Annotated in this window: 8 protein-coding genes; 5 read left to right on the top strand and 3 right to left on the bottom strand. The window is 53.5% G+C overall.

The annotated features are described in order from the left end of the window. Window positions 1–351 precede the first annotated feature (351 nt). The 3 genes from gltB to MKX63_RS17835 all read left to right on the top strand — a co-directional run bounded on the left by gltB (window position 352) and on the right by MKX63_RS17835 (window position 7,277). Window positions 352–4,947 carry a glutamate synthase large subunit gene (gene gltB, locus MKX63_RS17825; RefSeq protein WP_341018977.1) on the top strand — a complete coding sequence of 1,532 codons (4,596 nt, stop codon included), beginning with the start codon at window positions 352–354 and terminating at the stop codon, window positions 4,945–4,947. Window positions 4,948–5,569: 622 nt separating this feature from the next. Further along, window positions 5,570–6,496, top strand: coding sequence for an ABC transporter ATP-binding protein (locus MKX63_RS17830; protein ID WP_341018979.1), 927 nt, complete (start codon window positions 5,570–5,572; stop codon window positions 6,494–6,496). Next, complete coding sequence (locus tag MKX63_RS17835) at window positions 6,480–7,277, top strand: ABC transporter permease (RefSeq protein ID WP_445323523.1); 798 nt, start codon at window positions 6,480–6,482, stop codon at window positions 7,275–7,277. The genes MKX63_RS17830 and MKX63_RS17835 overlap by 17 nt, the downstream gene beginning before the upstream one ends. Before the next feature lie 50 nt (window positions 7,278–7,327). Here the strand turns inward: MKX63_RS17835 and MKX63_RS17840 are convergent, their stop codons facing one another. Beyond that, entirely contained in the window at window positions 7,328–7,777 is a 450-nt protein-coding gene (locus tag MKX63_RS17840) for a bactofilin family protein (protein ID WP_341018981.1), read from the bottom strand. Window positions 7,778–7,805: 28 nt separating this feature from the next. Beyond that, a complete protein-coding gene (locus MKX63_RS17845; protein WP_341018983.1) occupies window positions 7,806–9,038 on the bottom strand; it encodes a M23 family metallopeptidase in 1,233 nt (410 codons plus the stop codon). Between the two features lie 277 nt (window positions 9,039–9,315). Between MKX63_RS17845 and cls the strand changes: the two genes are divergently transcribed. Together cls and MKX63_RS17855 are read left to right on the top strand one after the other, a co-directional pair. Continuing rightward, the gene (gene cls / locus MKX63_RS17850; RefSeq protein WP_341018985.1) at window positions 9,316–10,746 is read left to right on the top strand and encodes a cardiolipin synthase; all 1,431 of its coding nucleotides are present in this window, start codon (window positions 9,316–9,318) and stop codon (window positions 10,744–10,746) included. A 167-nt stretch (window positions 10,747–10,913) separates the two neighbouring features. Continuing rightward, the gene (locus MKX63_RS17855; protein ID WP_341018986.1) at window positions 10,914–11,822 is read left to right on the top strand and encodes a YitT family protein; all 909 of its coding nucleotides are present in this window, start codon (window positions 10,914–10,916) and stop codon (window positions 11,820–11,822) included. A gap of 174 nt (window positions 11,823–11,996) precedes the next feature. Here MKX63_RS17855 and ligD read toward each other — a convergent pair whose 3' ends face one another. Then, the gene (ligD, locus tag MKX63_RS17860; RefSeq protein ID WP_341018988.1) at window positions 11,997–12,893 is read right to left on the bottom strand and encodes a non-homologous end-joining DNA ligase; all 897 of its coding nucleotides are present in this window, start codon (window positions 12,891–12,893) and stop codon (window positions 11,997–11,999) included. Between the last annotated feature and the right edge of the window lie 150 nt (window positions 12,894–13,043).

Here is a 13,043-nt window from a genome sequence, read left to right on the forward strand (position 1 = left end):
TATAAACCAAAAGCGCCTCCTAAGGGGGCGCTTTTGGTTTATTCATAAATATAAATAGCTAAAGGAAGTGCCGTTTTCAGGGCGGGAAAATGATTGAAACGCTTTCAATGCATAAGTGTCTATTCGTCATTTATGCATAATTATACATTCGACAGTTTTTTTACGCTTTTATTCGCTAAAGCTGCACTGCAAAAGCAAATGTTAATCAAGCTCATAAAAAAGTTTAAATTGCGCTCATGTCAGCTCGATGATAAAATAATAACACCAATTCTGCCTGAATAATTATTAAGATTTTCCGCTGAAAAATTTTCCTGGAATTCCGTCTACTTTATAATAGAGAGGTTGCATGTGATGAGACACACTGAACTGCCCGGCAAACAGGGCCTTTATGATCCCCAGTTCGAAAAAGATGCTTGCGGCATGGGATTTGTCGCGCATATTAAAGGCAAGCCGTCCCATGATATTGTCAGCAATGCGCTGACTATGCTCTTCAATATGGAGCACCGGGGAGGCCAGGGAAGCGAGCCGAACTCTGGAGACGGAGCCGGCATTATGCTGCAGATTCCTCACCGGTTCTTTGCGGGAGAAGCCGCGAAGCTGGGCTTTGAGCTTCCGGAGCCGGGCCATTATGGCGTGGGCATGATCTTTCTGTCTCATAATGAGCAGATCCGGGCCAGCCATGAGGCACTTCTCAGCGAGATTATCGCGGAAGAGGGCCAGCAGGTACTTGGTTACCGCGATGTTCCTACCTTTGACGAAATGCTCGGCAAGACGGCCAAGGCTGCGAAGCCATATGTACGCCAGGTCTTTATCGGCCGCTCGGAGGGAATCAAGGACGATCTGTCCTTCGAACGCAAGCTGTATGTGATCCGCAAACGGGCAGAGCTGGCCATCCGTTACGGCGGGGCAGAAGAGGGCGAATCCTTCTATGTGCCGAGTCTTTCCTGCAAGAAAATCGTATACAAAGGCATGCTTACTACTGTACAGGTAGGACAATTCTATCTGGACCTCCAGGAAGAAACGCTGGAATCAGCGATTGCGCTGGTCCACTCCCGCTTCAGCACCAACACCTTCCCTAGCTGGGAACGTGCCCACCCTTACCGCTTCATGATTCACAACGGTGAAATTAACACCCTTCGCGGCAATGTGAACTGGATGCATGCGCGCCAGTCGCTGTTCAAGAGCGAGAACTTCGGAGAAGACATCAGCAAGGTTAAGCCGGTGGTGAATCCGGACGGCTCCGATACAGCCATGTTCGATAATACCTTTGAATTCCTCTACCTGAGCGGACGCTCCCTGCCCCATGTGGCGATGATGATGGTTCCTGAGCCTTGGAGCAATCATGACAGCATGGACGAGAAGAAGAAAGCCTTTTATGAATACCATAGCACCCTGATGGAACCGTGGGACGGGCCTGCCGCAATGGGCTTCACCGACGGTGTGCAAATCGGGGCCATCCTCGACCGCAACGGCCTGCGTCCTGCGCGTTACTATGTCACCAAAGATGATCTGATTATTCTCTCCTCTGAAGCGGGTGTCCTCGACATTCCGGCAGAAGATGTTCTATACAAAGACCGGCTGAGACCGGGCCGCATGCTGCTCGTGGATACGAAGCAGGGCCGGATTATCTCGGACGAAGAGGTAAAAGCCGAAATCGCCTCCGAGCAGCCTTATCAAGAGTGGCTGGATGAGCATCTGATCGGCCTCGATCAGCTCCCGGATGCACCGGAGCTGCCGAATCCGAAGCATGATAATGTGCAGCAGCTGCAGCAGTCCTTCGGCTATACCTTCGAGGATCTGCGCAAGGTGCTGGAGCCCATGGCCTCCACAGGCGCCGAAGCTGTCGGCTCCATGGGATACGATTCACCGCTGGCGGTGCTGTCTGACCGCCCGCAGCGTCTCTACAATTACTTCAAGCAGATGTTCGCTCAGGTTACTAACCCGCCAATTGACGCCATCCGTGAAGAGCTGGTAACGTCCACAGCGACTACGATCGGACCTGAACGCAACCTGCTGAAGGCAGAACCCGAGAGCTGCCGGCAGATCTCGCTGGATTCTCCGATTCTCTCGAACGAGGATTTCGCCAAAATCCGTCATGTCCGCCGTGCGGGCTTCAAGTCGATGTCCATTCCGATTCTCTTCCCGGCCGAGCTGGGGGCAGAGGGACTGCGAATTGCGCTTGACCGGATGAATGAGGCGGCAGACCGCGTCATGGGCAAGGGCCATAATATTCTTATTCTGTCCGACCGGGGTGTAGACCGCGAGAATGCGGCAATTCCGGCGCTACTGGCAGTTTCCAGCCTGCATCACCATCTGATCCGCTCGGGAACCCGCACCAAGGTCAGCATTCTGCTGGAATCCGGCGAACCGCGTGAGGTTCATCATTATGCGCTTCTCCTGGGTTATGGTGTAAGTGCGGTCAATCCTTACCTGGCCTTCGAGAGTCTCGATGACATGATCAGCCAAGGCCTGCTCCGCGGAATCTCGCATGAGAAGGCTGTGAAGAATTATATCAAGGCAGCTACGAAGAGCGTGGTCAAAATTCTGTCCAAAATGGGAATCTCCACGATTCAGTCCTATCGCGGGGCACAGATTTTTGAAGCAGTAGGGCTGAATTCGGAGTTCGTAGACCGTTACTTCACCTGGACGCCTTCGCGTATCGGCGGGATTGGCCTTGCGGAAGTGGCCCAAGAAGCGCTTGCCAGCCATTACCGTGCCTTCACCGACAAAGACGGCAACGATATGGTGCTGGACTCCGGCGGTGAATACCAGTGGCGCAGTGACGGGGAAGAGCATCTGTTCAACCCGCAGACGATTCATCTGCTTCAGCACTCCGTGCGCAGCGGTGATTATGAGATGTACAAGAAGTATGCGGCGCTTGTTCAGGGCGAAAGCGAGAAGCACCAGACACTGCGTTCGATGCTGCAGTTCAAGAGCGTAGGTGCTCCGGTAGCGCTGGATGAGGTAGAACCGGCTGAATCGATCATGAAACGCTTCAAGACCGGTGCCATGTCCTTCGGCTCAATCAGCAAGGAAGCGCATGAGACGCTGGCCATTGCCATGAACCGTATCGGCGGCAAGAGCAATACCGGTGAAGGCGGAGAAGATCCGGCGCGCTTCCTTACCGACGCGAACGGCGATTCCCGCCGCAGTGCGATCAAGCAGGTCGCTTCGGGGCGCTTCGGCGTTACCTCGAATTATCTGGTGAATGCCGACGAGATTCAGATCAAGATGGCACAGGGCGCGAAGCCGGGTGAAGGCGGACAGCTTCCGGGCCGCAAGGTCTATCCATGGGTAGCAGAAGTCCGTGGTTCAACGGCAGGTGTGGGACTGATCTCCCCTCCGCCGCATCATGATATCTATTCCATTGAGGATTTGGCTGAGCTGATCTATGATCTGAAGAATGCCAATCCGCGTGCAAGTATTAACGTGAAGCTCGTCTCTGAGGTTGGCGTAGGCACCATCGCCGCAGGTGTGGCGAAGGGCCGCGCTGATATTATCCTGATCAGCGGTTACGATGGCGGTACCGGCGCTTCGCCAATGAACTCCATCCGTCATGCCGGACTGCCTTGGGAGCTGGGCCTCGCGGAGACCCATCAGACGCTGATGCTGAACAATCTGCGCGACCGTGTCGTGCTTGAGACGGACGGCAAGATGCTCAGCGGGCGCGACCTCGCGGTAGCCGTTCTGCTGGGTGCTGAAGAATACGGCTTCGCTACTGCACCGCTGGTAGCCGTGGGCTGTATCATGATGCGTGTATGCCAGATGGATACTTGTCCGGTAGGCGTAGCTACCCAGAACCCTGAGCTTCGCAAGAACTTCATGGGTGATCCGCAGCATGTGGTGAACTTCATGACCTTCGTGGCACAGGACCTGCGCGAGATTATGGCAGAGCTGGGCTTCCGGACGATTGAAGAGATGGTCGGCCGTACCGATTGCCTGGATGCTGTTAAGGCATCCACACATTGGAAGAAGAAGGGCGTCGATCTGAGCAGCCTTCTGCACATTCCGGCTATGCCGGAAGGAAGCACACGCTTCCGCAGCAAATTCCAGAACCACGGTCTGGAAGAGACCCTGGATATGACCCATCTGCTGGATATTGCTGCACCTGCGCTGGAATCCGGTGCGGCAGTGGAAGCTTCCCTGCCGATCACGAATGTGAACCGTGCCGTGGGTACGATTCTCGGCAGTGAGCTGACGCGTAAATACGGCGCAGCCGGATTGCCGGACGATACGATCCGGCTGCATTTCACCGGATCAGCGGGACAGAGTCTGGGCGCTTTCGTGCCGAAGGGCATTACCATTACCGTTGAAGGCGACTCGAATGACTATGTCGGCAAAGGGCTGTCCGGAGGCAAGCTGATTATCCGGCCTTCGCGCAAGGCAACCTTCGCGGCAGAAGAGAATATCATCATCGGAAATACGGCGCTGTACGGAGCGACCGGCGGCGAAGCTTACGTAAGCGGCATTGCCGGTGAACGGTTCGCTGTCCGCAATTCCGGAGCTAATGTAGTGGTTGAAGGCGTGGGTGACCACGGCTGCGAATACATGACTGGCGGCCGTGTCGTTGTACTGGGTACAACGGGCCGTAACTTTGCAGCAGGAATGTCGGGCGGTATCGCTTATGTATACGATCCTGACAACACCTTCATCAAACGCTGTAACCTGGAGATGGTGCTGCTGGAGCGTGTAGAGGAAGCGGACGAAATCGCTGAGCTGCATGCTATGATCAGCCGCCATACCGAGCTTACAGAGAGTAATGCGGGCCGGGCGATTCTGGATTCATGGGATGAGGCTCTGCCGAGATTTGCCCGTGTCATTCCGAAGGATTACAAACGGATGCTGGAGCAGATCCGTAAGGTGGAGAGCAGCGGCCTGACTGGCGAAGCTGCACTGATGGCTGCTTTTGAAGCGAATATGCGTGAGCTTGCGCGTGTTGGCGGTTAAATGTTCTACATTTCATAATTGATGTGCTTCAGCATTGACGGAGCGCATTGTCAATTTAAGAGGCCACCCCTTTCCCGCATGGAAGAGGTGGCCTCTTAGGTTTTTGTTACAGGAAATTAGGGTCTCGTCTGATGGTGATAAAGTATGCATCGAATGGTGGAGGATACATGCTCCTTCAAACCCGAGAATTATGATCGGTTTTTCGATTACATTTGGTCCACACGCCACCATCCAGCGTAATGTAATCGGTTTTTCGATTACATTGGGTCCACACGCCACCATCCAGCGCAATGTAATCGGTTTTTCGATTACATTTGCTCACACGAGGGCGATGGCCCGAATGTATGCGGAAAACAGCACACATTGAGCTATCCCGTTCACCCTTAAGGGGGATTTTGTGCCAAGCCGTTTCAACTGGCTTTCACTGCATTTCTTTCCTAATTTCAGGGAAAAGGGAAGGTGTGGTAAAATATATAAATGGTTGAAAATGGGTTGTTGATGCACTGATAAGGTTAATAATAGCTTGAACATCTACATTAGCTTCTCTTCAGTTCTGCTATGACTATACCTTATCTTAAAGCACAAGCCGTTTCACACCAAACCGACGAAAGGAAGTGAAGTTATGCCGAATACGGCAGAAGTGGTGAAGCCCGTAGCCAGCCTGATGGGGGTCACCAAAAAGATCGGCTCCAAAACGCTGATCAGCGACTTGACACTCGACATTCCACCCGGGCAAATCTTCGGATTCCTCGGGCCGAACGGAGCCGGTAAGACCACTACCATCCGTATGATGGTAGGACTGATCTCCATTAGCCGCGGGGATATCCTGATCTGCGGACGAAGCATCAAAGACCATTTTGAAGAGGCCATAGCCAATGTGGGGGCCATCGTAGAGAATCCCGAAATGTACAAGTTCCTTACCGGATACCAGAATCTTCGCCAGTATGCCCGCATGGTGCCCGGCGTGACCAAAGAGCGCATCAATGAAGTAGTGCAGCTGGTCGGCCTCAGCCAGCGGATTAATGACCGGGTCAAGACCTATTCCTTAGGGATGCGCCAGCGGCTGGGGGTGGCCCAGGCTCTGCTGCACCGGCCGAAGCTGCTGATTCTGGATGAGCCGACCAACGGACTGGACCCGCAGGGTATCCGCGAGCTGCGTGATTATCTGCGCGAGCTGTGCAGGGCCGAGGGGACAACCGTGTTTGTCTCCAGTCACCTGCTGTCGGAGATGGAGCTGATGTGCGATAGTGTGGCGATTATCCAGAACGGCCGCCTGATCGATGTGAAGCAGCTTAAGACCGTCGGGGATGCGGCGGTACCGGTGAGCCAGACGTTCTTCGAGTTAGATAATCCTGAGGCTGCACTGGCGCAGATCGGCCAAGGCGTGATCATGGAAGGCGGAATAGCGGTAGAGGCGGGCCGGGAAGAGATTGCCGAGCTCAATGCCAAGCTGGTAGCTGCCGGGATTAAGGTCTACAGCATCAAGGCGCTGTCCCGTTCGCTCGAAGATCAATTCTTGGAAATTACAGGAGGTGAAGGCATTGGGTGAGTTCGCTTCTCTCATACATAATGAGAATATCAAAATATTCAGACGTCTGCGGACATGGATTATGCTGATTCTGCTGGCACTGATGAGCGCACTGTTTCCGGCGCTAATTCATTTCACCACGAACGGAAGTAATGTAGTCGGGTTGTGGGACAGCTTCCGGACCACCGTAGCCATAGCATTTTTCCTGAATACCATCTTCACAGCCTTAGTGGCTGCCGACTCCGTAGCGGGCGAATTCACCTGGGGAACGATTAAGCTGCTGCTGATCCGCCCTTGGAGCCGCTCCAAGATTCTGCTCTCGAAATATATTTCGCTGGTCATCTTCAGCCTTGTCAGCACGGGTGTGCTGATCCTATTCGGCTATGGCTCCGCCTTCATTTTCTCTTCCCGGGATGCAGGGATTACGGGGGATATGGTGATGGGCTGGGGGCAGGGAGAATATGTCTTCATGCTGGTTCTGTGCAGCTACATTGAGCTGTTCCTGACAGCAGCCATTGCCTTCATGATCTCCAGCGTGTTCCGTTCCAGTGGGCTGGCGATTGTCCTGTCGCTGTCGATCATGTTCACCAAGGATATCTTTATCGCCATCTTCAACCCTGACCGGTATGAGTGGGCGAACTATCTGATTTTTGCCCATATGAATCTTAGCAATTATGTGGTGTCGGATACCGGTCCCGGGGGAGCGACGCTGGGGTTCGCGATTGCCGTCCTGGCTGCGTATTATGTTATTTTCATGGCGGTATCATGGATTGTGTTCCGTAAAAGAGACGTAGCAGCGTAAGTGCAGGATAGGGCTGGCTAGTGTATCCATACAGGCTGAGAGCTTACGGCTCATGCGCCCTCCAGTTTACTCTGCTTGCTCTCTCTGCGCTTGCCTGAAGTCTTCTTGGCAGTGACCGTATGCAGCCCGCCCGCTGTCTCAGGGGCGGGCTGTTCGGTCATGACCACAGCCCCGCTGAGCAGGCTGCCTTCCGTAATGCTCAGGGAACCGGCGGCAATGTTACCATGCAGTTGTCCCGTTCCGGTGAGAATCAGCTTCCGCTGGGCGATTACGTCTCCATAGACCTTGCCGGCGATGATGATCTCCTGCGCTTCAATGCTGGAGTGGACGGTGCCCTGCTCACCGACCGTCACAGTACCCTCACATAGAATCTCCCCGCTGAAATTCCCTTCAATCCGCAGGTTCGTATCGCAATGCACTTTCCCCTCAAGCGTGCCGCCATGTCCGATCAGCGAGTCGGTTGACCTCAGCGAAGCACGCGGTTGACGTCTGTTCCACATTCCTGCATTCCTCCTTATATTCTTGAACCTATAAAGGCTTAACATAATTGAGCGGATTCACCGGCTTGTTCTGCTTCACGACCTGAAAATGCAAATGGGGGCCCGTGCTGCGTCCGGTGCTGCCCAGCATGCCGATCTGCTCCCCTTTGCCGACCCGCTCACCGGGGGTGACTATCATCTGGTTCAAATGCATGTACCAGGTCTCCAGTCCATTGTCATGCTTGATGATGATGTATTTGCCCCGGGCTCCCATTTGTTCTGCAGAGGTAACCACGCCGCCCAGCGCCGCGTATACTGCATCTCCGATATTTCCCGCAATATCAATCCCGGAATGATAAGCAGAGACCCCTTTGAAAGGATCGGAGCGGTAGCCGAAGCTGGAGGTGATGACCTTGGAGCCGGTAGGCCACATCACGGCCCTTGCCAGCCGGGCTTGCTTCTCCTGGGCTTGTTTGGCCTGAAACTCTGCTCTTGTCTTGTGTGCCTCCTCGGCCTGTGTAATCGTGCTTGAGATACTGTTAATCATCTCATCCATAATGCTGTGGATTTCCTCGAATTCGTCCTTGGTTTCCTCAACCAGCCGCTGAGGATCATTCTCATAAACGGCGACATATTCCCCGCCGACCTGTGGATTCGCAGGCAGGCTCAGTGCGGTGGCAGCAGCCCGGATACGGAAATTGACGGCAGGCGATACGGCGGCAGAGAGAGCTTCCGGCTGTTCCCGGATGAACGGGCCGGCGCTTAACCTGCTGACCTTGCCATAGCTTCCGGCAGCGGCCGCGGCTCCGGTATCAGGCAAATCCGCCACCACCGGCTGGCTGCCTTTGAAGGAAGCTGCTGAGGTTGACGTATCCGCACTAGAACCGCTGCCGGCAGCAGAAGAGGTGGTTTCTTTGTTGATCAGTGATTGCAGCTGCTCTTCCAGCTCAGTCACACTCTTCAGCTTGTCTTTAATGCTCTCCGCTTCCTCTGAGAGCTCGCTTACCTGGCCGCGCAGCTGCTGTAATGCCTGATCCTTATCAGCAACCTTCAGCTCCATGCGGATATTGGTCAGCGATAAGGCGGCCGCTTCGGCCTCCAGCTCTGCGATGGACCGGGAAGCATGGATATGCATAGAGGTGACCAGACTGGAGAGGGACAGAGCGGCAGCGGCAGGCAGCGCCAGAGCGAAGGGCTTTGACATCTGCAGCTGCTTCACAGGCCGTCCGGCCTCACGCATAACGAGCAGCGTAATCTTTTTCTGACTTGGCTGACTCTTCATAACGTCTCCTTACTGCGGCCATGGCAGCCGCTTGGTATGAACTGACTGAAACCATCTGTCGGGGTATAGGGGGCTTATCCGATTCGTCCTACTACTCTATGTATTCCATAACTAAGGTGAACATGACAACGGTTTACTTGAATAAAGAAGGAGAGTTAAGGCAAAACCTGTAGTAAGTGCAGGCTTCTGCCACGGCAGATTCCTCATGAAAGTTAGCAAGTGCTGTCTATGCCCGCAGAGATAATAAGAGTTCATTCAGTTGATCAGGAGGCCCGGAATGAGGATATTTGCCGTTATCTTATGTCTTTTTATTGTGCAGCTTGCCATTATTACCGCTTCCGAATTCCGCCGTCCGCAGCGGGCGCTTGCCTGGATATGTATTACCTTCTGCTGTCCGCCGCTGGGCCTGCTGTTCTACTATTTCCTGGGACGCGATTACTGGCAGAGCCGTAAGCTTGGCAACCGGTGCGTCTCCCTGCTGCGGGAAATCCGTATTCATGTTACCGGCAAGATTCATAAGGTCAAGCAAGCGGAGGATACCGGCAACCCTGGATTTGAACACCGCTCAGGGCTGCTGCACCTGTTCTCTGGACTGGCGGACAGTCCGGTTACAAGCCACAACCGGTGTGAAGTGTTGTCCAGTGCAGAGGCAGCGTATAAGTCCATGCTGGAGGTGATGGAAGGTGCGCAGGAGCATATCCACATGGAATTTTATATTTTCCGGGAGGACGGGATCGGCCGGCAGTTCCAGGAGCTGATGATCCGCAAGGTACGCCAGGGGGTGAGGGTACGCCTGCTGTGCGATGGACTGGGAAGCCATAAACTAAGCCGGGGCTTTGTGAATACACTGAAGAATGCGGGAGTGCAGGTGTATTTTTTTCTGCCTCCGCTGACTGCACTGCCGGACCGCCGCTTCAACTACCGCAATCACCGGAAGATCCTGGTGGTGGACGGACTGACCGGATTCACAGGAGGCATGAACATAGGCGATGATTACCTGGGCAAAAATCCGAAAATGGGCTACTGGCGGGATACGCATCTGCGCCTTGAAGGGGATGCCGTCTATCAGCTGCAGTATGTGTTTCTCAAGGACTGGCGGCTGGCGGCCGGTGATATTATCAGCCATCCGCGCTTCTTCCCGGATCATAGCTGTAGCGGAAGGGATGCCATACAGATTGTCGCCAGCGGACCGGATGCGGCTGTCGATGCCACCCAGGAGATGTATTTCGCTTCTATCTGCGCCGCAAGGCAGCGGATCTGGATGACCTCGCCGTATTTCATCCCCGACCCTGCGATAAGCAGGGCGCTGAAGAATGCGGTGCTTAGCGGAGTGGACGTAAGGATCATTATCCCGGCTAAACCGGATAACAAGCTGGTCTATTATGCCACGCTGTCGTATTTGGAGAATCTGCAGGACGCCGGCGTGAAATTTTACCGCTATACCAGAGGGTTCATGCATGCCAAGGTAATGATTATCGACAGCCTGCTGGCCACCGTCGGCAGTGCCAATCTGGACATGCGCAGCTTCTATTCCAACTTCGAGCTGACGGCGGTGCTGCTCCGTCCAGAGATTATTTCAGAGCTGGCAGAGGATTTCAGCAGAGATCTGGAGCAGAGTGAATTCATCGATCCGAAAAAGTTCCGGGAGCGCAGCCATAATGTCAAACGCATAGAAAGTCTGTGTCAGCTCTTATCGCCGCTATTATGACAGAAAAGATGGCGGAAGCATCGATTATCGAAGGTTATATCAATTTATATGCGTTATTTGACTTTCCTTTATGATATAATGGAAATATAAGAAGAACAGGGGAGAAGGCACGACTGTACGTTCGCTTTCGTAAGCTTCTTAGATATACTATTTATAGGGGGAGTTCTATGACTGTAAGCCAACATATCTTTACGAGTGAAGAACAGAAGAAGCCGCAGAAGTCTGGAGTGTTCAAGACGGCAAGACTGGCCCAGCGGGTTGTGATGATTGTCATCGGAGCAGCCATGATGGCTGTTGCGCTTGAAATTTTTCTTGTTCCCAATAAGTTGATTGATGGCGGAATCACTGGTATTTCCATTATGTTAGCCCATGTTTTCCATATACCGCTTGGTATTCTATTGACCCTGCTTAACCTGCCGTTCCTGATTATCGGGTATAAGCAGATTGGTAAGACATTTGCCTTATCTACTCTATTTGCTGTAATTGTAATGTCCATCGGTACCCAATTGCTCCATCCTGTTCATCCCATTACCGTTGAGCCGCTGCTCGCAGCAGTATTCGGAGGGGTAATTCTCGGCGTTGGGGTCGGGCTCGTTGTCCGTTATGGCGGATCACTTGACGGTACTGAGATTGTAGCCATTCTTGTATCCAAGAGGCTTCCGTTCTCTGTAGGGGAAGTCGTCATGTTCTTCAATCTGTTCATTCTGTCCGGCGCAGGCTTTGTGTTCGGCTGGAATAATGCGATGTTCTCGCTTATTGCCTACTATATCGCTTTTAAAGTGATTGACATTACACTCGAAGGTCTGGATCAGTCGAAGTCGGTTTGGATTATCAGCGATAAATTCCGTGATATCGGCGAAGCTCTGACAGAGCGTCTGGGACGCGGAGTCACCTATCTCGATGGTGAAGGCGGATTCTCCGGCGACAACAAGAAAGTGATCTTTGTAGTCATTACCCGTCTGGAAGAAGCGAAGCTGAAGTCTATCGTAGAGGATTGGGATTCTGACGCCTTCATCGCGATCGGCAATATCCATGATGTTAAGGGCGGCCGCTTCAAGAAAAAAGCAATTCATTAGCATTAGCGTCACCGGTTCAGCTGGAGCGCTTCGAAGGAAGGTATATTTACGAACGACAGAGTAACCCATACGGCGGTCCTGACCTGCTGCGCCGTATGCCCATATATAATAATACCTTCCGTCCTGATTCTGGACGCCAAATAAGCCCGCAGCCTGAGAATGGCATTTGCGGGCTTATTGCTGTCCTGGGGGCAGCTTGGCAATAATCGCTTCAACCGGCTGGGGAGGAACCTTGGCAATCAGATCTCCTAACCGGCTGAGCCGCTCCTCTATATTCAGCAGGTTGAAATCTGTAGGCTTGACGCCCCGTTCAACCTCCTCCCACAGGAGGGGAGTAGAGACGGTAGCCAGTGGCCGGGCGCGCGGGGTATACGGGGCAGCGAGTGTTTTGCCGCCGTAATGCTGGAGATAATCGAAGTATATTTTATCTCCGCGATGTTTCTTCAACCGCTCCAGGGTGAAGAGATCCGGCCGCTTCTCGGTGACGTAACGGCCTACGAAATGCCCGATCCGGCGCAGTTCATCGAAGGTCACCCCCGGCCCCACCGGAACAATGATCTGCACTCCGGTGGCTCCCGAGGTTTTGGGAACGGAGTCCAGTCCGAGCGATTTCAGCACCTCCCCTACCATAGCAGCGGCTTCCATAATCCGCGGTTCAATCTCAAGCGAAGGGTCCAGATCAATCATCCATTCGCAGGGCAGCGTGCTGCCGGCATAATGGAGGGAAGGGTGGAATTCGAGCGCAGCCAGATTACCCAGCCAGAGCAGCTCCGGCAGGCCCTGCAGCACAATGTAGGTGATATTGTCCTGCACCGCCGTGCGAACGAATTCCGGCAGCGGCTCCGGGGCGTTCTTCTGATAGAAGGACATCCCGGGAACGCCATGGGGATAGCGGATCACCGTGAGCAGCCGGTCTTTGCAATAGCGCAGCAGGAAGGGCGAGAGGGCCGCCAGCTTTTGCAGATAGATCTGTTTGGTGATGCCCATCTCTGGCCAGAGCGGTTTGTCGGGATTGGTGATGCTGATTTGCTGCCCGTCTACGGTAATGGTTCCTTTAGTGGCTGCTGGCATGGGACATCCCTCCTTAGCTTTCCCCTTAACTTAAATTCCAAGTTCAATCTATATAGTATTTGCCTTACTTTAGTTTTTCAGTCGGGATTCCGGTCCGGGACAAGGGCAGTTCACTTTTTTTTGAGTACAATGTCCCTTTTGGCCCGGACA

Origin of the sequence: Paenibacillus sp. FSL R7-0179 (assembly GCF_038002265.1) — a bacterium.
In the GTDB taxonomy this organism is placed as follows: Bacteria; Bacillota; Bacilli; order Paenibacillales; family Paenibacillaceae; genus Paenibacillus_AQ.

Bases quoted from the DNA above. Each gene is read 5' to 3' on its own strand.
- gltB (WP_341018977.1), top strand. From the start codon at position 352: ATGAGACACACTGAACTGCCCGGCAAACAGGGCCTTTATGATCCCCAG.
- MKX63_RS17830 (WP_341018979.1), top strand. From the start codon at position 5,570: ATGCCGAATACGGCAGAAGTGGTGAAGCCCGTAGCCAGCCTGATGGGG.
- MKX63_RS17840 (WP_341018981.1), bottom strand. From the start codon at position 7,777: ATGTGGAACAGACGTCAACCGCGTGCTTCGCTGAGGTCAACCGACTCG.
- MKX63_RS17845 (WP_341018983.1), bottom strand. From the start codon at position 9,038: ATGAAGAGTCAGCCAAGTCAGAAAAAGATTACGCTGCTCGTTATGCGT.
- cls (WP_341018985.1), top strand. From the start codon at position 9,316: ATGAGGATATTTGCCGTTATCTTATGTCTTTTTATTGTGCAGCTTGCC.
- MKX63_RS17855 (WP_341018986.1), top strand. From the start codon at position 10,914: ATGACTGTAAGCCAACATATCTTTACGAGTGAAGAACAGAAGAAGCCG.
- ligD (WP_341018988.1), bottom strand. From the start codon at position 12,893: ATGCCAGCAGCCACTAAAGGAACCATTACCGTAGACGGGCAGCAAATC.